The organism is Exiguobacterium sp. s35, assembly GCF_018617535.1.
GTDB classification, from domain to species: domain Bacteria; phylum Bacillota; class Bacilli; order Exiguobacteriales; family Exiguobacteriaceae; genus Exiguobacterium; species Exiguobacterium aestuarii.
This window is the reverse complement of sequence record NZ_JACSKI010000001.1, coordinates 408264-428689: the sequence shown is the minus strand read 5'-3', so window position 1 is coordinate 428689 and position 20426 is coordinate 408264. Positions and strand designations below refer to the sequence as shown.

Genomic DNA, 20426 nt, shown 5'->3' with positions numbered 1-20426 from the left:
AATGAGACCCAAGTCGCAAACGACTTGGGTCACACTTCATCCGTTGTTTTTTTCGTTCACGATGATTGTCGTATCACCCGAAAATAGTTCTTCTAACGCTTGACCGACCGGCTTATATGATTTTGGCTCGGCGACTTTCGGTGCTTTTCCATCTTGAATCTGACGCGCCCGTTTCGCAGCGACCGTAACGATCGTATATTTTGACGGGATAGTACGTTGTAAGGCATCAATCGAAGGGTATAACATTAAATGACCTCCATCATGGCTTTTTTATAGAGTGACGCAACACGTTCACGTTTACAATGCTCAGCTGTCACGATCGCTTTAATTCGATCGATGGCTTTGTCGACCTCGTCGTTCGTGACGACGTAATCATAGGCGTCCATCAACTCGATTTCTTCACGCGCGACGAGCAGGCGTTGCTTGATGACTTCTTCAGACTCCGTGCCTCGTCCGATTAGACGATTGCGAAGTTCTTGAAGACTTGGTGGTGCCAAGAATAAAAAGACGGCTTCCGGGAGAAGTTCCTTCACTTGGAACGCCCCTTGCACCTCAATTTCAAGAATGACATCTTGGCCGCTTTCGAGCGTTTCACGCACCCACTCTACAGGCGTCCCGTAATAGTTGCCGACGAACTCGGCGTGTTCGAGCAATTCTTTTTGTTCGATCATGCGTTCGAACTCTTCTCTCGATTTGAAGAAGTAATGCACTCCTTCGACTTCCCCTTCACGTGGCTTTCGGGTCGTCGCCGACACCGAATATTGAAGGTTATTATCCTCTTCCTCGCGAAGAGCACGACAAACGGTCCCTTTTCCGACACCGCTCGGTCCAGACAAAACGATTAATAATCCTCGTTCTTTAAAATTCACTGCAAGCCCTCCATCTTCTAACATCACATTTAATTATAATAGCAGTCAATCAATTGTCCCGGCAAGAAGAAGTTCGGATTTCCTACTCCATCGTACCATATTTTCTGTTTTTCTGATAACGTAGAGACAGAAAATGAACAAAGGTGATGAGATCATTGGCTTATGATGGATTAATGACATATCGTGTCGTACAAGAATTACAATCGCTCGTCGGAGGGCGAATCAACAAAGTACATCAACCGTATTCTCTCGATTTGATGCTCCAAATTCGTTCGAACCGACAGAACGCGCAACTACTCATATCAGCAAACGCGATGTATGCCCGTCTACAATTGACGGATACACCGATTAAAAATCCGCAAGAACCGCCGATGTTCTGCATGATGCTACGAAAACATGTAGAAGGCGGATTTATCACGGCGGTCGAACAAATCGGCCGTGACCGTGTCATCGTCATCTCCGTCCGCTCTCGAAACGAGCTCGGTGATGAAGAATCGAAAAAAGTCTACATCGAGTTGATGGGACGTCACTCGAACGTCGTCTTAACGACAGAAGACGGGAAAATATTAGATGCGATCAAACACCTCCCGCCTTCGCAAAACACGTATCGAACGATCATGCCGGGTAGTGAATACCTCCTCCCGCCAGAACAACATAAGTTCGACCCGTTGTCTGATTTGACGGAAGGGTTGAAGCGAATCGACTGGAATGCCGGCAAACTGGACAAGCAGATCGTCGCCACGTTCGCCGGGGTCAGCCCTCAAATCGCTCAAGAAGTCGTGCACCTCGCGAAGATGCCAAATCGTGAATCGATTCAACAAGCGTTCGAGAACGTATTGCGTCAACTCGAAGGACCTTACGTCTTCCAACAACTCGCTTCTGGAAAGGAACGTTTCGCCCCGATCGTATTGACGGCAGGAGAAATCGTATCCGAAGAAACATATGCATCGAGTAAAGAAGTGCTCGACCGTTTCTTCTATGAGAAAGCGAACCGTGACCGCGTCAGACAACAAGCCCACGATGTCGAGCGTCTCTTGAAATCCGAACTCGAAAAGAACTTGTTGAAGCGCCGCCGTCTCTTAGAGGACTTAAAGGCGACAGAACGAGCGGACGAGTTACAAAAGTTTGGCGAGTTGTTGACGACGTACTTGTTCCAACTTGAAAAAGGGATGCGTGTCGCTGAAGTCGTCGATTACTACGATGAAGAGGGTGCGACCATCTCGATTCCGCTCGACCCGCTCAAAACGCCGAACGAGAATGCGCAACAATATTATAAGAAGTACAACAAATTAAAAGTTGCCAAAGTCGAAGTGAAAAAACAGCTCGAATTAAACGAAGCGGAAATCGACTATTTGGAGACGCTCACCGCCCAGCTCGATGTCGCCTCACCTTCTGACCTGCTCGAGATTCGGGAAGAGCTCGCCGAAGAAGGATACATCCGTCAAAAACGTCAAAAGAAAAAAGCGAATCCAAAGATTTCACTTGAAGCGTACATGTCTTCGACGGGGACAGATTTCTTTGTCGGGAAGAATAATACCCAAAACGACCATCTGACGTTCAAGTTCGCACGTCGTGACGAGATTTGGCTACACGTCAAAGACATTCCGGGTTCTCACGTCATCATTCGTTCCACGGAACCCGATGAGACGACGCTTCTTGAAGCCGCATCGGTCGCTGCCTACTTCTCGAAAGCACGCGCATCGAGCGGCGTGCCTGTCGATTACACGCGCGCCCGCTACGTGAAAAAACCAAGCGGTGCCAAACCCGGGTTTGTCATCTATACGGATCAACAGACCGTCTACGTGACGCCAGATGAACAATTGATGAAGTCGCTGAAACAGTCATAAACGAAACCCGCCATGTTCTGATGGCGGGTTTTTTGTAAGGGAACAACTTGACTCATGCTTTCGGGTCATGCTTAAACGCTTCGAGCTGTTCATGATAATCGAGCAAATGCCCGTGTAAAATTTCTGAAACAGATAAATCTTCGTGCGGCAACCTAAAGAGCGAATACGGTTTATCACACGTATAGAGAATATCATGATGGTGCGCGAGCAAATATAAGAACTCCGATTCGAAAGCCTGACGTTCTTCCTCGCTCATGAGTAAGAAGGCTTCCCGATGCTCGGCTAGACTTTCTAGCAATAAGACGAGCTTGTCTTCGAGATGAATGAGCAAGCGATACTGCTTGATTGTCATATACTTTAATTTCACGTTCGTCACTTTCATATCCTCTTGAAGCATCATATGCAACTCCTGATGACCGAGGATGCGGGCACGCGTCTCTAATAGTTCCGCCGGGGAACCGACGAGTTCACGCCAATGGTGGAACAAATAAGATGAGGTCTTTCTGACCTCGCTCAACAAACGATCTTCATACCGCGGTGGCAAGAACGCATAGTTCACACCGAGTGAGACGAATACACCGACTGCCGTCAACAACGAGCGTGTCCATGCATAATGGAAGAAATCCGAAGTCGGGTTTTCTAACATCATGACGATGGCGAACGCCGCGTACGTCGACATGTGTGTCTTATCGAACGTCGTATTGAGCGTGAGCGACACGATGACCGCTAGACCAATGGAGATGGGATTGACGCCAAACAAATAGACAATGAAAAGCCCACACATGAGACCAACGACCGTTCCAAAAATACGACTGAACACGATTTTAGACGAGCGCTTGACGGTCGGTTGCATCGCCACAACGGCTGCAATCGCACCCATTCCAGAATAAATTCCGAATACATACCACGAGATCGCGACGGTGATCGATACAGCAATCCCGGTCTTTAACGTACGAAGCCCGATTTTCGGGATGTAGCGTTTTCCATTCATTTCAGTTCGACCTTCCCTGTCTCAGAAATCAACTCAACGACAGGTCGATTCGATGTCGACAACTGATAGACACCTGGTTCGACTTCATCGTAACGGTCGCTACTAGAAATTTTCCCAGCCGTCGTTACATTCACTTGCCCTGTCGCATGTTTTGGCGCATAACTAAGCGTCCCCGCCTCCGTTTGAACCGTCATCGCCTGGTTCACGACGACGTCTGCGATGGTCGCATGACGATAGGAGCGGATATCTCCCGTTACGAGACGTGCGGATTCGATTGTCGTATCACTCTTCGTCTCAATTCGCAGACGATCACTATCAATTTGCTTCAAATTGACAGCGTTCGCATTCATCACAATCGTTTTCACGTTTAACCCTTGCCCGGTCACTTGTTCAGCTCCGAGATGAACCGAGGTCATCGAGCTCGGTAAGGCAACGCGAAGCTTATAGCGGGACGGTTCATCACTGGCCCGACTGCCGAAATAGCTGAACCACCCATACCGCTCGACGACATAGATGGTATCGCCGACCGATTTGACTTTGATCCGTCGTTCTTTCGAATTGGTCTGCACCACTTCGATTTGTACTTTTTCATTTGTACTACGCACGAACTCGACATTCCCATGATACGTCTCAAGTCGTAACTTCTTCATTTGGTATCGATCTTCATACTGGTCCCCTAACGCCAACAAATGGCTGAATACGAATAAATTCACGAGAAAGAGCGTTGGAATGACCGTCAAGACGAGACCGAAGGCGATTTTACGATGTTTTGGGATCGCACGAAATCGTGCGCTCCATGTTTTTTCTTTGCTTCTTGAATACGCCATATGCCTCTCCTTTTTAGTTCACTTTCATCAGTTTACCATGAAGTATGACATATGCCGAATTGAAAAAGAATCCGCCCGAAGGTGGATTCTTAAGACGTGACGAGGTCACTCCAGGCACGAGGGTCTTGTTGCCACTCGCGAAGAGAGTGAATCTCTGATTTGGTTAAGTTCCCTGTCGATTCCGCAAATTCGACCAATTCAAGGAATGTCGTCAATGAAGTGGCACTGAGATTTGCATCCGCTAAATTCTTCTCTAAAATCGGCAATCCGTAAGAGAAGATGGCTTGAATGCCAATAACCTCACCACCCGCTTCACGAATCGCATGGGCTGCATCGATACTCGACATACCTGTCGACAACAGATCTTCGATGACAAGCACGCGTGCCCCGCTATCGAGTTTCCCTTCGATTTGATTCCCTTTCCCATGTCCTTTCGCACTCGAGCGGACGTAAATGAATGGAAGACCGAGACGGTCGGCAAGTAAAGCACCGTGAGGAATACCGGCTGTGGCTGTTCCTGCAATGACATCGACTTCTGCTGATTCGACTGCGTCCACCAATCCATCGATGATCATGTTACGGATGTCAGGATAACTGAGCGTCAATCGGTTGTCACAATAGATTGGGCTTCTCAACCCACTCGACCATGTATATGGCTCCGTCGGTGATAATGTGACAGCCTCAATTTGTAATAATGCTTCAGCGATTTGTTTCATATGATTGTCCCCATTCCATCATAAATTGTTCATACATGGCTAACGGATTATTTGCGCGTGTGATCGGGCGACCGACGACGATTGCATGAACACCGGCCAGTCTCGCTTCACGCGGCGTCGCGACACGTACTTGGTCGTCATCGGTTTGACCGAGGCGAATCCCAGGTGTGACCGTCATAAACGCGTCACCGAGTTCCTGATGAATCATCTTCGCTTCCTGAACGGATGCGACGACACCATCAAGTCCCGCCTGCTTAGCGAGCGATGCCTGACGGATGACAGCTTGATCAAGTCGATCCGTTATCCCGAGCTCCGTCTGCATCATCTGTTCATCCGTGGATGTCAATTGGGTGACACCGATCAAACGGGTCGTGTCATTTTCTTGGCGAAGCCCATCCAACGCATAGCGCATCATCTTTTCACCGCCTAGCGTATGCACGTTCGTCATCGCGACTCCAAGCTTTCCGATTTGACGCATCGTGCGACGTGCCGTCTCTGGAATATCATGTACTTTCACATCGAGAAAGACCGGATATCCGCGGTCGACCAACTCTTCTACAAAGCGTCCACCTTCCCGATAAAACAGTTCCATCCCCACTTTGACAGCAGGACGGTCCGGGAACGGTTTTAATAAATGAAGCGCCTCATCGCGTGTCTCCACGTCAAGGGCGAGATACAAGTTGTGCATATGCTTTCCCCCTCACGTCCAATATATGACTGATTCCAAGTGAATCGAGTCGTGCCGGTAATGCCTCGATGATTTCTTGACATACGTATGGATTTTCAAAGTTTGCGGTACCGACTGCAACGGCGGACGCTCCCGCATAAATGAATTCGAGAACGTCGTCGACCGTCCGAACCCCGCCCATCGCGATGATTGGAATATCGACCGCTTGCGCGACTTCATATACCATCCGGACCGCCACCGGTTTAATGGCTGGACCTGATAATCCGCCGATTCGATTCGCCAAGATCGGTTGCCCTGTCTGAATATCGATTCGCATCCCAACGAGCGTATTGATCATCGTCAAGCCGTCCGCCCCAGCCGCTTCGACCGCACGCGCCATGTCAGTGATCGACGTGACGTTCGGGGACAGCTTCACATAGACCGGCTTACTTGAAGCCGCTTTGACGAGTCTCGTCAATTCCGCAGCCATCACAGGATCCGTCCCGAACTGCATCCCCCCACACTTCACGTTCGGACATGAGATGTTCAGCTCGATGGCTTTGATGGTCGGGTCCGCACTGATGCGACGTGCGACTTCCACGTATTCGTCTGGCGTCGACCCGGCGACGTTGGCGATAATCTCTGTATCGAAAGTGGAGAGGAATGGCAATTTCTCCTCGATGATTGCATCGACCCCTGGATTTTGAAGGCCGATCGCATTGAGCATCCCTTGCGCCGTCTCTGCGACACGTGGCGTCGCATTTCCGAATCGTGACTCTTCTGTCGCTGCCTTGATCATGATGCCGCCTAAGATGGAGAGGTCATATAGTTTGGCAAACTCTTCCCCGAATCCGAAACATCCGGAAGCCGGGATGATCGGATTTTTCAACTGGAGTCCTGGTAACTCGACATGTAGTCTCATAACAGCACCTCTTCCGCATTGAATACCGGTCCATCGCTACATACTTTCACATAACCTTCCGGTGCTTTGCAGACGCAAGCAAAGCAAGCGCCAATGCCACAACCCATTCGATTTTCAATCGAGACGTATCGCTCCGGAATCGGTGAAGCGGCGACCGCCTTCAACATCGGTTCCGGACCACAGCTGAATAACACGTCCGCATCGATGCGTGCGAGTGGTCCCGTTACAAATCCTCGTTCCCCGTAGCTCCCGTCAACGGTCGTGATGATTGTTTCCCCGAGCGCTTGAAATGCTTCTTCATAAAAGACGCTCTCTTTTGAATCAAACCCAAGAATCGCAATCGTCTCAATCCCCATCTCATGTAGACAACGTCTGACGTAGTAAAGGGGAGGTACCCCGATTCCACCACCGACAAGGACAATCCGTTTCCCATGTTGTGCAAGCGGAAACCCGTTCCCGAGTGGTCCGAGGACGTCAAGCGTCTCCCCAACACGCTTGCTTGCCAACTCGGAAGTCCCTTCTCCGATCACCTTATATAAAAATGTGACTTCTTCTCCTTCAACGTTCGCCACCGACAACGGTCGACGTAACAAACCGGACGTCTTGATGTGAAAGAACGTCCCAGGGGCGATTTCCACCCCAGGACAACGTACTTTCATCTCCATCGTCGCTTTTGCGATTTGGCGATTGCTGATGATGGTTACGTCACGTCTCATACCATCACCCCGAACTTCGTGAATGCCGGAATGCTGACCGTTTGGAACGACAGGCTTTCAATGACTTGTAGTAGCGCTTCGACCGTGTCGAGCGACGTGAGGCACACTGTGCCTTGCTCGGCGGCCGTACGGCGAATCAAGAAGCCGTCTTTCGTCACGAGTGCGTCGCGACTCGTCGTATTGATGATCAAGTCGACTTCGCCGCGCTCAATCACGCTGAGCATCGTTTCACCTGATTCTTGAATCTTTCCGACCCGACGGACGCGCATCTGCTCCGCTTCTAGTCCATCTGCTGTACCGCTCGTCGCCATGAGACGGAAGCCGAGACGGTCAAATCGTTTGGCTAAGGCAATCGCCTCATCCTTGTCGTGATCCGCGATTGTCATGAGGACGTTTCCTTTTAAGGCGATGTTCATTCCTGCTGCGACAAGACCTTTATAGAGTGCCTTTTCAAGGGTCCGGTCTGTTGCCATGACTTCCCCTGTCGACTTCATCTCAGGTCCAAGCGACGGATCGACTTCTTTTAATTTGGCGAAAGAGAAGACCGGCACTTTGACAGAGATGCTGTCTGACTCGGGATGGATGCCAGTTCCTAGACCGAGTTCTTTCAAGCTCGTTCCGAGAATTGTTTGTGTCGCAATTCGTGCGACCGGTAAGCCTGTCACTTTTGAGATGAACGGAACCGTTCGGCTCGCACGCGGGTTTACTTCGATGACGTACAAATCATCTGCATAGACGAACTGGATGTTGAGAAGCCCTTTGATGCGGAACGCTTTCGCTAACTTGATCGTGTAGTCGACGACTTTTTGCTTCAACGCATCACTGAGGCGTTGTGGCGGATATACTGCGATTGAGTCGCCAGAGTGCACGCCGGCACGTTCGATATGCTCCATGATGCCTGGGATATAGACGTCCGTCCCGTCACAAATCGCGTCGACTTCAATCTCAATTCCCGTTAAATAGCGGTCGATGAGAACCGGACGATCTTTCGAGGCGATGACGGCGTTTCGCATGTAACGCTCGAGCTCTGACTGTTCATATACAATCTCCATCGCCCGTCCCCCGAGTACGTAAGATGGTCGTACGAGTACCGGGTAACCGAGTTCATTCGCACATGCAACCGCCTCTTCGACGTTCGTCGCTGTCTTCCCTGGTGGTTGGGCCAATCGTTCAGCTGACAAGGTTGCTTCGAACGCCTTCCGGTCTTCGGCGCGATCGATGTCTTCTAATGACGTCCCAAGAATTTTCACGCCGTTCGCTTCGAGCGATGCCGCTAAGTTGATCGCGGTCTGTCCACCGAATTGAACGATGACGCCGAGCGGATTCTCGTTATCGATGACTTCTAACACATCTTCCGTCGTCAATGGCTCGAAGTATAGACGATCGGAGATGGAGAAGTCTGTCGAGACCGTCTCTGGGTTGTTGTTGATGATGATGGCTTCATATCCGGCGTCACGAATCGTCTGAATCGAATGAACGGTCGCATAGTCGAACTCGACACCTTGACCGATTCGAATCGGGCCTGATCCGAGGACGAGGATCGATGGGCGGTCTGTCTTCACCGCTTCGTTCTCCACTTCATATGTTCCGTAGAAATATGGCGTCTCCGATGCGAATTCTGCCGCACACGTATCGACCATCTTATACACAGGGCGGATGTTCCATCCGTGACGTTGCGAACGAATCGTCTCAACGTCTGTCTCTAGGATTCGGGCGATGGCGACGTCACTGAAGCCAAGTCGCTTCACGTCGAGTAAACGATCTGACGTCAATGGCTCCGATGCGAGCTGTTGCTCGGTCTGCCAAATATGGTTCAGTTTGTGTAAGTAGAAACGATCAATCTTCGTCAATTGATGAAGCGCTTCTACCGTGTATCCGCGGCGAAGAGCCTCATATACCATGAACAAGCGCTCGTCTGTCGGATGAACGAGACCATGCTCGAGCTGTTCTGTGCTCAAGTCCTGGAGTTGCGGGAGATATAATTCCTCCATCCCAAGTTCGAGCGAGCGCACGGCTTTTAACAGCGCCTCTTCTAAGTTTCGACCGATGGCCATGACTTCACCCGTCGCTTTCATTTGTGTGCCTAAGCGGCGATCCGCGGACTCAAACTTATCGAAAGCGAAACGAGGGATTTTGGCGACGACATAATCAAGTGCTGGCTCAAATGATGCGTAACTCGTCTCGGTGACCGGGTTTTTCAGTTCTGACAACTTATAGCCGACAGCGACTTTTGCAGCGAGTTTGGCGATCGGATAGCCTGTCGCTTTTGATGCGAGCGCCGAGCTTCTCGAGACGCGTGGGTTCACTTCGATGACGTAGTATGTGAAGCTATCTGGGTCGAGTGCGAACTGGATGTTACATCCTCCTTCGATCCCGAGTGCCCGGATGATATCGAGCGAGACGCTACGAAGCATCTGATAATCGCGGTCCGACAACGTCTGAGTCGGTGCGAATACGATTGAGTCTCCTGTATGGACACCGACCGGGTCAAAGTTTTCCATCGCACAGACGATGATGGCCTGGTCGCTCGAGTCTCGCATGACTTCAAACTCGACTTCTTTCATCCCGGCAATCGACTTCTCTAGCAACACTTGCGTCACTGGACTCGCCTTCAAACCAGATTCGACGATTTGCTCGAACGATTCACGGTCATGGGCAATCCCTCCACCGGTTCCGCCGAGCGTGTAAGCAGGTCGAATGATGATCGGATAGCCGATACGCTCCGCAAATCCCCAAGCAGAATCGAGCGTATGGACGATTTCACTCTCAGGAACGCCATGCCCGAGTTCGAACATGAGATTACGGAACTGCTCACGGTCTTCAGCCTGTTCGATAGCCGATAATTTTGTTCCGAGTAATTCCACACCACAATCGCGTAACACACCTCGTTTATCAAGTTCGACGGCCAAGTTCAATCCCGTCTGACCTCCGAGTGTCGCGAGTAGCGCATCAGGGCGTTCTTGGCGGATGATCCGCTCGACGAATTCTGGTTCGAGTGGTTCGATATACACGCGATCCGCCGTCGTCGGGTCCGTCATAATCGTCGCCGGGTTCGAGTTGACAAGAATAACCTCATAGCCTTCTTCTTTCAAGGCAAGACATGCCTGTGTACCAGCATAATCAAATTCTGCTGCTTGTCCGATCACAATCGGTCCTGATCCGATCACAAGGATTTTCTGAATATCTGGTCGTTTTGGCATGTCAAATTCCCACTTTCTGTTTGTTTTCTTGAACGAGTTGCATGAAACGGTCAAATAAATCGTTGGCGTCAAACGGTCCTGGTGCTGCTTCAGGGTGATACTGTACCGAGAATGTCGGATGATGCAGGTGTTTCACTCCTTCGATTGTCCCGTCGTTGACCGCACGATGTGTCACGATGAGCGCTGTATCGAGTAACGATGCCTCTTCTACCGCATATCCATGGTTTTGAGATGTGATCGTCACGGCGCCTGTCTCTAACTCAAGGACAGGATGGTTCGCACCTCGGTGTCCGAACGGAAGTTTGAATGTGTTCGCTCCGTTCGCGAGCGCAATCAGTTGATGACCGAGACAAATCCCGAATATCGGTGTCGTCGGCATGAGTTGTTGAATGAGTGGAATCGCTGTCGGGACGTCTTTCGGATCCCCAGGTCCGTTCGACAACATGATGCCATCTGGCTCATACCGCAACACGTCTTCTGCGGTGGCGTCGTGTGGGAAGACGATGACCTCACAGTCTCGCTTCATCAATTCGCGCATGATGCCAAGTTTGGCCCCGAAGTCAATCAACGCGATCCGTGGTCCCGTACCCGTACTTACATACGTCCGTTTCGTCGAGACGCGTGCGACTTGGTCGTTCGGAGACAGTTCGTTAAAGCGAGACTGTACTTCGTCCCATGTCAACTCACCATCGACGAGGACACCTCGCATGACACCTTGTGCCCGTAAGTGACGTGTCAACATACGCGTGTCGATGTCGGATAACCCTGGGATGCCGAAGCGAGTAAGCGTCGCATCCAGCGTCGCCGTAGAACGGAAGTTTGACGGTGTGTCACAAGCCTCTTTCACAATCAATGCTTTTGCCATCGGAACTGTCGTTTCGAAGTCTTCACGATTGACCCCGTAGTTTCCGATCAACGGGTTCGTCAACACGATCATCTGGTCGCAATATGACGGATCCGACAAAATTTCTTGATAACCGGTCATTCCTGTTTGGAAGACGACTTCCCCCATCGTATCCGCTGGTGCCCCGAATCCTTTACCGACAAATTTCATTCCATCCTCAAGCCATAATGTTCGTTTCATCAAATCGCCCCTTATATACAATTTCGCCACCGACCATCGTCATGACCGGCCATCCGACAAGTTGTTTCCCTGTAAATGGTGTGTTCTTTCCTTTCGAGTAGAACGTCGACGGATCCACCACCCGTGTCGTTTCTGTATCAATTAGTACCAAATCGGCATCCGCCCCAACCTTCAGTTCACCTCTTGATAATCCGAACACGTCGCTCGGACGCTTCGTCATCCAGTCAATCAACTGATGTTCTTTCATGATGCCTGTCTTCACGAACGTCGTGTATAGAAGCGGGAACGCTGTCTCAAATCCGGTAATCCCGAATGGTGCACGCTCGATGCCTTGCGCTTTCTCCTCTGCCGTATGCGGGGCATGGTCTGTCGCAATCATGTCGATCGTTCCATCGAATAATCCTTCAAGAAGTGCCTGTCGATCGTCCTCGCTTCGGAGCGGTGGGTTCATCTTGAAGTTGGCATCGAGCCCTGGGATGTCGTCTTCGCTCAGGACGAGGTGATGTGGGGTCACTTCTGCCGTCACTTGAATACCTGCCCGCTTCGCATCTCGGATGACACGGACCGATTGCCGCGATGAGACGTGACACACGTGATAGTGACAGCCCGTTTCTTCGGCAATCAGCACATCTCGGGCGATATGGATACTCTCTGCAAGACTTGGAATCCCTTGAATCCCGTGTGCCTCACTGAACTTCCCTTCGTGGACCGCTCCCGCTTTGAGCGTATTGTCTTCACAGTGCGCGACGACCGCCTTGTTCAATCGCTTCGCTTCACGCATCGCTTGTCGCATCATCGCCGCTGATTGAACACCGACCCCGTCATCGGTGAAGGCGAATGCATCCACCAGGGATTCCATATCGACCTGTTCTTCACCGAGCTGTCGCTTCGTGATGGCAGCGTATGGAAGGACACGGACAACCGCATCTTGCTCAATCTTTTGGAGGAGCGCGTCCATCGTTACGCGATCATCTGGTACCGGTCGCGTGTTCGGCATCGAACAGATCGTCGTGAATCCGCCCGCCGCTGCCGCCATCGTTCCCGTTTTGATTGTCTCTTTCGCTTCGCCTCCCGGTTCACGCAAGTGGACGTGAACATCGACAAGTCCTGGTGCGAGTAGGTAGTCTGTCGCATCGACGACCTCTTCTCCGGCTGTCGACCCGTTATAGTCAAGCGATTCAATCTTCCCGTCTTTCACGAGGATGTTTGTCGTGCGTTTTGTCCCGTTGTCATACCATGTCGCGTTTTGAAGTATCATTGTTGTCCTCCTAATGCTCGATTTAAGATGCTCATGCGGGCATAGACGCCGTTCTTCATTTGCGGGAAGATGCGAGAGCGTTCATGTTCGATCAAACTGCCCGCAATCTCAACATCCCGATTGACCGGTGCCGGGTGCATGATGATGGCTCCTTCTTTCATCTGCTCGACTCGCTCGACGGTCAGTCCATATCGTGTGTGATATTCCTCTTTCGAGAAAATGTCTCCCATGATATGACGTTCGTGCTGAACCCGTAACAGCATGATGACGTCACTTTCTGCCAACACATCATCAAGTTCTTTACGCTCAAGCCCCATTGAATCATCCCACCATGAGGCTGGGCTGCATCCGACAACGTTTGCCCCGAGACGCTTCAACACATTCGCATTCGATCGAGCGACGCGACTATGAACGAGGTCACCACAGATGGCAACGTTCAATCCTTGGAACGTTCTGAACTCTTCAAAGATTGTGACGAGGTCGAGTAGTGATTGGGAAGGGTGTTCGCCACTCCCGTCGCCCCCATTGAGTACTGGGATGTTCAACTTCTCAACGAGTTCATGGTAGTATCCTGCTTCTGGGTGTCGGATGACGAGTGCGTCAACTCCAATCGCTTCGAGCGTCTTGCATGTGTCGTACAATGTCTCTCCCTTCGTGACCGATGACGTCGTCACATCGAACGGAATCTCTTGCATGTTCAAGTGTCGCTCGGCCATTTGAAACGAATTTTTCGTACGCGTCGAGTTTTCAAAGAACAGGTTTGCGACCGTTTTCCCGTCAAATAGTGGGGGTAGGTCCCCTTGTTTATAGCGCAATGACTCTTCAATCATGCCCATGATCTCATCGAGCGAGAGTGTATCTAAGCTGACGAAGTGTTTGACTGGTTTGACATTCGTTTGCATCGTATTCATGTTCGTCTCCTCCTTTTGTTAGAGGCAAAGAGAAAAGGCGTCTCTTCACCGATGTGAAGGGACGCCTTCATTTGGGCAAGGTACACCCAAATAAACGAGCCTTCACTTTGCCGACCTCACGGGATCGAATTAAAAGTTACTTGCTTGTTTCGTTTCTTCAGTTGTGCTGACTTCCACCATCGTATCGACTTCTTCTTTCGGTAAGATGACGTTTAAGAGAATCCCGACGACCGTCGCGAGCGCCATCCCTTGTACCGGGAAGCTGCCGAGTTGAATCATTGCACCACCCAGCCCGATGACGAGGATGACCGATGAGATGATCAAGTTGCGTTTTTCTGCCAAATCGACGTTGCTCTCCACCATCGTCCGTAGTCCGTTCGACGCGATGACCCCGAACAAGAGAATCGAGATGCCGCCTTTGACCGGATTCGGAATCGTTGAGATGAATGCCTCGATATGACCGAGAAATCCGAAGCTGATGGCCATGAGCGCCGCTCCAGCGATAACGTAGACACTGTATACGCGTGTGATGGCCATGACTCCGTTGTTTTCACCGTATGTCGTACATGGTGGACCACCGAGTGCGGATGCGACAGCTTTCCCTACCCCGTCACCGAGTAGCGTGCGATGGAGGCCAGGATCTTTCATCGTCTCTCGTCCAATGATTTTAGATGTGACCATTTGATCACCGATATGCTCCGTCATCGTAACGAGTGCGACTGGTACGATGGCAAGGAGTGCACCGACTTGCCACATCGGCATGTAGTCGACGAACACCATCGTGAAGTCAGGGAGTTGGAACAAGCTTGCTTGTTGGATTGGTGAGTAATCGATGATTCCGAATGCTGCGGCAATCCCGTAGCCTCCGACAATTCCGAAAAGGATTGGAACCGCTCCCCAAACCCCTTTCAGTTTTGTCATGGCGAGCATCGTGATTCCAAGTGTCAAGAGTGCGATTGTCATGAACGTTCCGTTGTAGGCTCCGTCTTGATTCATGGACATGTCGATGGCGACCGGCGCGAGCGACAACCCGATGACCATGATGACCGGTCCGACGACGACTGGCGGGAGCAACCGGAGCAACCAGTTGACGCCTGTCTTATAGATGATCAAGGAGACGACACCGTATACCGAGCCGGCAATGATTCCGCCGAACAGTGCGGCTTCGACACCCCATTGCTGACTGACCGCAATGATTGGAGCGATGTAGGCAAAACTTGAACCGAGGTATGTTGGAACTTTGAAGCGAGTAATCGCTAAGAATGAGAGCGTGGCCACTCCGGAAGCGACGAGGGCGACCGATGTATTTAATCCTGTTAAGATTGGGACTAAAATCGTCGCTCCGAACATGGCGAAAACGTGTTGAAGACTGAATAACAGCCATTGTGGAAAGTGAGCTGGACGCTCGTGGATGTGTAGAACGGGTTGTTTCATATTGAATTTCTCCTTCCTGGCCTCTCTGGACCACCTTAAAGGTTTTAAGATTATTGCTGATTGATTGTCACTTCATCTGCCGTGTCGACTTCACTGAGTCGGACGACGACTTGCTCGGACTTCGATGTCGGAACGTTCTTCCCGATGAAATCAGGTCGAATCGGAAGCTCCCGATGTCCCCGGTCAATCAAGACCGCGAGTTGGATATAGTCTGGGCGACCATGGTCAACGAGTGCGTCCATTGCGGCACGGACCGTTCGACCGGTATATAGGACGTCGTCGACGAGGACGACGGTCTTCCCATTAATGTCATGCGGCAACTCTGTTGCCTTCACTTCTGGGTCTAACGACTTCTTCGATAAGTCATCCCGGTAAAGCGTGATGTCGAGATTCCCGAGTGCGACCGGCTTGCCTTCAATCTCTTCGATCCGGCGTGCGAGTCGGTCAGCGAGCGTCTCGCCTCTCGTCTTAATCCCGACGAGGACGACATCGTCGATTCCTTTGTTCCGCTCGATGATTTCATGAGCGATTCGTGTCAGAGCGCGACGGATGGCTGACTCATCTAAAATGACTGACTGTTTCACGTCACTCCTCCTTTCATGCTTCATTCAAAAAAAGAAGACTCCCTCGTCCGGCTGGAAAGGGAGTCTTCATCAAAAACGGCAGTCTGATGCCGGGTTGAATTGACGTTAGTGTGACCGCGGTCACAATCCTTTCACAGCCTCTCTGGACTGGGTTTAAAGGTGTTATGCTTCCTAGACTATAAATCGGAACGTGACAGAAGTCAACGAGTTTTCTCGATTTTATCTAACTTTGCAAGTTCTGCCTTAAAGTCTTCTGGAAGTGGTGCCTCAAATTCCATCCATTCTTTCGTACGTGGATGGTGGAAACCGAGCGTCGCCGCATGTAGGGCTTGACCGCCTAAATCAATTGTCCGACGTGGTCCATATTTCGGGTCGCCTGCGAGCGGATGCCCGATATAGCGCATGTGCACACGGATTTGGTGTGTACGACCTGTCTCGAGTTTACACTCGACGAGCGAGAAGTCTTTATAGCGCTCGAGCAAGCGGAAATGCGTCACCGCTTCTTTCGCGTTCTTGTCTGTCACGGTCATACGCTGACGGTCATTCGTATCGCGACCAATCGGTGCCTCAATCGTCCCGAGTTCGTGAACGAGTTCACCGTGAACGAGCGCGATGTATTCACGCTTGATCGTTTTATCTTTCAACTGGCTCGCAAGTGATTCATGAGCCAAGTCATTTTTAGCGACCATAAGGAGACCTGTCGTGTCTTTGTCGATTCGATGCACGATTCCAGGGCGCTTGACGCCATTGATGCCTGAAAGGTCATCACAATGTCCGAGAAGCGCATTGACAAGCGTCCCAGACGTATGACCGGCAGCCGGATGTACGACCATCCCCCGTGGCTTATTGACGACAATCATATCTTCATCTTCGAATACGATTTCAAGGGGAATGTGTTCAGGTAACACTTCGAGTTCAACCGCTTCCGGGACGTTCACTTCGATTTCATCGCCCACTTGGAGCTTATAGTTTGGTTTGACGGCACTCCCATTGACGAGAAGTGCTCCGGTCTTAATCCATTCTTGTACTTGTGAGCGTGACCATTCTCCACGGTCGCTCACCCACTTGTCGATCCTTGCCTTTTCATCGGCGACAAAAGTATAGGATTCCATTACGATTGTCCCCTTTCTTTGTGTAATTTTTCTTCAAATAAAATCCCGATGACCATTAAAATGACCCCGAACGTAAGCGCCATATCGGCCACGTTAAAAATCGGGAAGTTGTAGCCAAACGGATACGTATCAACGAAATCGACGACTTCACCGCGGAACAGGCGATCGATAAAGTTACCGATTGCACCGGCCAATAGCAGTCCAACACTGTATCCGAGAAGTTGATACCCGTTCACTTCTTTATGCAGGAAGTAAACAAGGCCCGCAACGACGAGAATCGTGATGATGAAGAAGAACACCATCTGTCCTTCTAACATCCCCCAAGCCGCTCCTTTATTGCGATAAGAGGTCCAGTATAACAAGTTCGGGATGACTTCAATCGATTGACCGATTGTCATCGTCTGAACGACCACCCATTTGGTGAGTTGATCGAGCAGAATCAAGATGACGGCCAATCCGTAGTATCGTTTCATATGCGTCTCCTTTCAAGCCGTTAAGAAACCGGAGTGGGGACGCCACTCCGGTTCGTCTTAACCGATTACTGATGCACAGCGTGGGCAAAGCTCAGGATGCTCTTCGTTATGTCCAAGCTCTGTCGAGTATGTCCAACAACGTGCACAAGCGGCACCATCTGCTTTCTTGACTGTGATTTTCGTCGTCGCATAATCGACGTCTGCCGTCTCAGCCCATTCTACTTGTGATACTTGAAGCAACTGACTGACGTTATCGATTGTTTCCAATAACGAGGCAGTCTCTGCTTTCGGTGCGAGAATCAATTTCGCCTCGAGCGGTTTCCCGATCAATTTCTCGCCACGTGCGATTTCGATCGCTTTGAGGACATCGTCACGGAAGACGAGGAATTTCGACCATTTCTCTAACAACGCTTGCTCATCAGCAGTCAATGCATCCACTTCTTCTAAATCTGTCAAGAAGATGCTTGCTTCCGACTTACCAGGGACCTCTTTCCACGCCTCATCAGCAGTGTGTGGAAGGACTGGAGCCAAGAGCTTCGTCAAAAGGACAACCGCATCGTACATGACCGTCTGAACGGCACGACGGCGGAGATCGTCTTCACGCTCGATATAAAGGATATCTTTTGTAAAGTCGAGATAGAACGATGACAACTCGTTAACGCAGAAGTTATGAACGAGATGATACACCGCCATGAAGTCAAACGTGTCATACGCTTTGACAACTTTTGCTTGTAGCTGTTTGAGTTTCGTTGCCATGAAGCGGTCTGCTTCTGGCATGTCCTTGAATGTGACACGCATCGACGGATCAAACCCGTTCAAGTTCCCAAGAAGGAAACGGATCGTGTTACGCATCTTACGGTATACTTCTGACACTTGTTTAAAGTTGTCGTGCGAAGCGCGAACGTCAGACTGATAGTCGACCGACGCGACCCATAGGCGGACGATTTCAGCACCATATTGCTTCACGAGATCGTTTGGCGCAATCGTGTTACCGAGCGACTTCGACATCTTACGTCCATCCCCATCAAGGACGAAACCGTGACTCAAGACGTTTCGGTATGGCGCTTTGCCCGTCGTCGCAACAGCTGTTGATAGTGACGAGTTGAACCAACCGCGGTATTGGTCAGATCCTTCAAGGTAAAGGTCTGCCGGGCGACGAAGGTTTTCACGTTCCTCTAATACACCAGCGTGTGAAGAACCTGAATCGAACCAGACGTCCATGATATCGAGTTCTTTACGGAATTCGCCATTCGGACTATTCGGATGTGTAAACCCTTCAGGAAGAAGGTCTTTTGCTTCGCGCTCGTACCAGACGTTCGAACCGTGCTCACGGAACAAGTTCGCGACGTGGTCGATTGTCTCGTTCGTGATGATTTCCGTTCCATCCTCTGCATAGAAGATTGGAATCGGCACGCCCCATGCACGTTGACGACTGATGACCCAGTCCCCACGGTCACGGACCATGTTGTAAAGACGTGTCATTCCCCATTCTGGAACCCAATTCACTTCTTCGATTTCACGGAGCATATCTTCACGGAAATCTTTGATGGAAGCGAACCATTGTGGTGTCGCACGGAAGATGACCGGTTTTTTCGTACGCCAGTCATGCGGGTATGAGTGTTTGATGAACTTCAAGTTGAGCAAGTAGCCGTTCTCTTCAAGTTTCATCCCGATTTGTTTGTTCGCATCTTCATAGAACAACCCTTCAAAACCAGGCGCCTCAGCCGTCATATAACCACGGTCATCGACCGGGCAAAGGACATCCAAGCCGTAAGCCTGTCCAACACGATAATCATCTTCCCCGTGTCCTGGAGCCGTGTGGACGAGTCCAGTCGCATCCGCTGTGACGTGATCGCCGAGCATGACGAGCGATGTGCGGTCATACAATGGATGTTGGGCCGTCATATATTCAAAATCACGACCGTTCCATGAACCGCTCACTTTATAGTCAGACCATCCGAGCGCTGTCGTCACTTCTTCAACGAGCGTCTCTGCGACGATATATCCTTTTCCTTCGTGTTCGATACGCGTGTACGTCAACTCATCACTGACTGCGATCCCGAGGTTCGCCGGGATTGTCCAAGGCGTCGTCGTCCAGATGACAAAGTGATCGTCAGACGTCAATGTGTCTTTTCCGTCTACAACTCGGAATGCCACGTAGATGGCCGGTGATTTTTTATCGTAATATTCGATTTCAGCTTCTGCGAGTGCCGACTCCGAAGACGGTGACCAGTAGACTGGTTTCTTCCCTTTGTAGATGTATCCTTTTTCAGCCATCGTTCCGAACAAGCGGATTTGTGCCGCCTCATATTCCGGAAGGAGCGTGATATATGGATTTTCAAAGTCTGCGAGAAGACCGAGACGTTTGAACTGCTCACGTTGCGAGTTCACTTGTTCCATCGCATATTCTGCACACTTTTCACGGAATTCAGCGACCGTCATCTCTTTACGGTTGACGCCAGCTTTTTGAAGGGCGTTCTCGATTGGAAGACCGTGCGTATCCCAACCTGGAATCATTGGAGACTGATATCCGTTCATTCCTTTGAAACGCACGATGATGTCTTTTAAGACTTTGTTCATCGCATGTCCCATGTGGATGTCACCGTTCGCATATGGAGGACCATCGTGCAAGATGTATTGTGGTTTCCCTGCATTTTTTTCTTGTACCTTGTTGTAAAGGTCCATGTCTTCCCATTCTGTTTGCATCGCCGGTTCGCGTTTTGGTAAATTCCCACGCATTGCGAATTCTGTGTTTGGCATTAATAGCGTGTCTTTGTAGTTCATCGAAACTCCTCCATCAACATTTTTTAGAAAA

The 20426-nt window shown here is 50.5% G+C and carries 18 protein-coding genes; 1 reads left to right on the top strand and 17 read right to left on the bottom strand.

Annotated features, from left to right (window positions below; genetic code table 11):
• Window positions 1-36: 36 nt before the first annotated feature.
• Together rpoZ and gmk are read right to left on the bottom strand one after the other, a co-directional pair.
• On the bottom strand, window positions 37-246 hold the full coding sequence (rpoZ, locus tag KNO75_RS02195; protein WP_015881337.1) for a DNA-directed RNA polymerase subunit omega: 210 nt from the start codon (window positions 244-246) through the stop codon (window positions 37-39).
• Window positions 246-893 carry a guanylate kinase gene (gene gmk, locus KNO75_RS02190; protein ID WP_031421596.1) on the bottom strand — a complete coding sequence of 216 codons (648 nt, stop codon included), beginning with the start codon at window positions 891-893 and terminating at the stop codon, window positions 246-248. The genes rpoZ and gmk overlap by 1 nt, the downstream gene beginning before the upstream one ends.
• A 131-nt stretch (window positions 894-1024) precedes the next feature.
• On the opposite strand from gmk, the gene KNO75_RS02185 reads away from it, so the two are divergent.
• The gene (locus KNO75_RS02185; RefSeq protein WP_214819630.1) at window positions 1025-2716 is read left to right on the top strand and encodes an Rqc2 family fibronectin-binding protein; all 1692 of its coding nucleotides are present in this window, start codon (window positions 1025-1027) and stop codon (window positions 2714-2716) included.
• A 52-nt stretch (window positions 2717-2768) separates the two neighbouring features.
• On the opposite strand, the gene KNO75_RS02180 is transcribed toward KNO75_RS02185, so the two are convergent.
• The 15 genes from KNO75_RS02180 to ileS all read right to left on the bottom strand — a co-directional run bounded on the left by KNO75_RS02180 (window position 2769) and on the right by ileS (window position 20395).
• Window positions 2769-3707, bottom strand: a complete 939-nt coding sequence (locus KNO75_RS02180; RefSeq protein WP_214783850.1) for an FUSC family protein — start codon at window positions 3705-3707, stop codon at window positions 2769-2771.
• Window positions 3704-4534 carry a hypothetical protein gene (locus KNO75_RS02175; RefSeq protein WP_214819628.1) on the bottom strand — a complete coding sequence of 277 codons (831 nt, stop codon included), beginning with the start codon at window positions 4532-4534 and terminating at the stop codon, window positions 3704-3706. The genes KNO75_RS02180 and KNO75_RS02175 overlap by 4 nt, the downstream gene beginning before the upstream one ends.
• 89 nt (window positions 4535-4623) lie before the next feature.
• Window positions 4624-5250: an orotate phosphoribosyltransferase gene (pyrE, locus tag KNO75_RS02170; protein ID WP_214819627.1), complete on the bottom strand. Its 627-nt coding sequence runs from the start codon at window positions 5248-5250 to the stop codon at window positions 4624-4626.
• Window positions 5234-5938 (bottom strand): orotidine-5'-phosphate decarboxylase, encoded by a 705-nt coding sequence (gene pyrF / locus KNO75_RS02165; RefSeq protein WP_214819625.1) that lies wholly within the window; start codon window positions 5936-5938, stop codon window positions 5234-5236. Before pyrF ends, pyrE begins: the two co-directional genes overlap by 17 nt.
• Window positions 5913-6839, bottom strand: coding sequence for a dihydroorotate dehydrogenase (locus KNO75_RS02160; RefSeq protein ID WP_214819623.1), 927 nt, complete (start codon window positions 6837-6839; stop codon window positions 5913-5915). The genes pyrF and KNO75_RS02160 overlap by 26 nt, the downstream gene beginning before the upstream one ends.
• Window positions 6836-7555 carry a dihydroorotate dehydrogenase electron transfer subunit gene (locus KNO75_RS02155; protein ID WP_214819621.1) on the bottom strand — a complete coding sequence of 240 codons (720 nt, stop codon included), beginning with the start codon at window positions 7553-7555 and terminating at the stop codon, window positions 6836-6838. The genes KNO75_RS02160 and KNO75_RS02155 overlap by 4 nt, the downstream gene beginning before the upstream one ends.
• Window positions 7552-10755, bottom strand: coding sequence for a carbamoyl-phosphate synthase large subunit (gene carB / locus KNO75_RS02150; RefSeq protein WP_214819619.1), 3204 nt, complete (start codon window positions 10753-10755; stop codon window positions 7552-7554). The genes KNO75_RS02155 and carB overlap by 4 nt, the downstream gene beginning before the upstream one ends.
• Before the next feature lies 1 nt (window position 10756).
• Window positions 10757-11839 carry a carbamoyl phosphate synthase small subunit gene (locus tag KNO75_RS02145; protein WP_214819616.1) on the bottom strand — a complete coding sequence of 361 codons (1083 nt, stop codon included), beginning with the start codon at window positions 11837-11839 and terminating at the stop codon, window positions 10757-10759.
• A complete protein-coding gene (locus KNO75_RS02140) occupies window positions 11817-13097 on the bottom strand; it encodes a dihydroorotase (RefSeq protein ID WP_214819614.1) in 1281 nt (426 codons plus the stop codon). Before KNO75_RS02140 ends, KNO75_RS02145 begins: the two co-directional genes overlap by 23 nt.
• Complete coding sequence (locus KNO75_RS02135; protein WP_214819612.1) at window positions 13094-14008, bottom strand: aspartate carbamoyltransferase catalytic subunit; 915 nt, start codon at window positions 14006-14008, stop codon at window positions 13094-13096. Before KNO75_RS02135 ends, KNO75_RS02140 begins: the two co-directional genes overlap by 4 nt.
• A 129-nt stretch (window positions 14009-14137) precedes the next feature.
• Window positions 14138-15442 carry a uracil-xanthine permease family protein gene (locus tag KNO75_RS02130; RefSeq protein ID WP_214819610.1) on the bottom strand — a complete coding sequence of 435 codons (1305 nt, stop codon included), beginning with the start codon at window positions 15440-15442 and terminating at the stop codon, window positions 14138-14140.
• Between the two features lie 50 nt (window positions 15443-15492).
• Window positions 15493-16050, bottom strand: a complete 558-nt coding sequence (gene pyrR, locus KNO75_RS02125) for a bifunctional pyr operon transcriptional regulator/uracil phosphoribosyltransferase PyrR (RefSeq protein ID WP_251126017.1) — start codon at window positions 16048-16050, stop codon at window positions 15493-15495.
• A gap of 176 nt (window positions 16051-16226) precedes the next feature.
• Window positions 16227-17138, bottom strand: coding sequence for an RluA family pseudouridine synthase (locus KNO75_RS02120; RefSeq protein ID WP_214819608.1), 912 nt, complete (start codon window positions 17136-17138; stop codon window positions 16227-16229).
• Window positions 17138-17611 (bottom strand): signal peptidase II, encoded by a 474-nt coding sequence (lspA, locus tag KNO75_RS02115; RefSeq protein WP_074034865.1) that lies wholly within the window; start codon window positions 17609-17611, stop codon window positions 17138-17140. The genes KNO75_RS02120 and lspA overlap by 1 nt, the downstream gene beginning before the upstream one ends.
• Before the next feature lie 57 nt (window positions 17612-17668).
• Entirely contained in the window at window positions 17669-20395 is a 2727-nt protein-coding gene (ileS, locus tag KNO75_RS02110; protein WP_214819606.1) for an isoleucine--tRNA ligase, read from the bottom strand.
• Window positions 20396-20426: the final 31 nt, after the last annotated feature.

Bases quoted from the DNA above. Each gene is read 5' to 3' on its own strand.
- KNO75_RS02135 (WP_214819612.1), bottom strand. From the start codon at position 14,008: ATGAATACGATGCAAACGAATGTCAAACCAGTCAAACACTTCGTCAGC.
- KNO75_RS02180 (WP_214783850.1), bottom strand. From the start codon at position 3,707: ATGAATGGAAAACGCTACATCCCGAAAATCGGGCTTCGTACGTTAAAG.
- lspA (WP_074034865.1), bottom strand. From the start codon at position 17,611: ATGAAACGATACTACGGATTGGCCGTCATCTTGATTCTGCTCGATCAA.
- KNO75_RS02160 (WP_214819623.1), bottom strand. From the start codon at position 6,839: ATGAGACTACATGTCGAGTTACCAGGACTCCAGTTGAAAAATCCGATC.
- KNO75_RS02175 (WP_214819628.1), bottom strand. From the start codon at position 4,534: ATGGCGTATTCAAGAAGCAAAGAAAAAACATGGAGCGCACGATTTCGT.
- pyrE (WP_214819627.1), bottom strand. From the start codon at position 5,250: ATGAAACAAATCGCTGAAGCATTATTACAAATTGAGGCTGTCACATTA.
- pyrR (WP_251126017.1), bottom strand. From the start codon at position 16,050: ATGAAGCATGAAAGGAGGAGTGACGTGAAACAGTCAGTCATTTTAGAT.
- KNO75_RS02130 (WP_214819610.1), bottom strand. From the start codon at position 15,442: ATGAAACAACCCGTTCTACACATCCACGAGCGTCCAGCTCACTTTCCA.
- gmk (WP_031421596.1), bottom strand. From the start codon at position 893: ATGTTAGAAGATGGAGGGCTTGCAGTGAATTTTAAAGAACGAGGATTA.
- pyrF (WP_214819625.1), bottom strand. From the start codon at position 5,938: ATGCACAACTTGTATCTCGCCCTTGACGTGGAGACACGCGATGAGGCG.
- carB (WP_214819619.1), bottom strand. From the start codon at position 10,755: ATGCCAAAACGACCAGATATTCAGAAAATCCTTGTGATCGGATCAGGA.
- KNO75_RS02145 (WP_214819616.1), bottom strand. From the start codon at position 11,839: ATGAAACGAACATTATGGCTTGAGGATGGAATGAAATTTGTCGGTAAA.
- KNO75_RS02140 (WP_214819614.1), bottom strand. From the start codon at position 13,097: ATGATACTTCAAAACGCGACATGGTATGACAACGGGACAAAACGCACG.
- KNO75_RS02155 (WP_214819621.1), bottom strand. From the start codon at position 7,555: ATGAGACGTGACGTAACCATCATCAGCAATCGCCAAATCGCAAAAGCG.
- ileS (WP_214819606.1), bottom strand. From the start codon at position 20,395: ATGAACTACAAAGACACGCTATTAATGCCAAACACAGAATTCGCAATG.
- rpoZ (WP_015881337.1), bottom strand. From the start codon at position 246: ATGTTATACCCTTCGATTGATGCCTTACAACGTACTATCCCGTCAAAA.
- KNO75_RS02120 (WP_214819608.1), bottom strand. From the start codon at position 17,138: ATGGAATCCTATACTTTTGTCGCCGATGAAAAGGCAAGGATCGACAAG.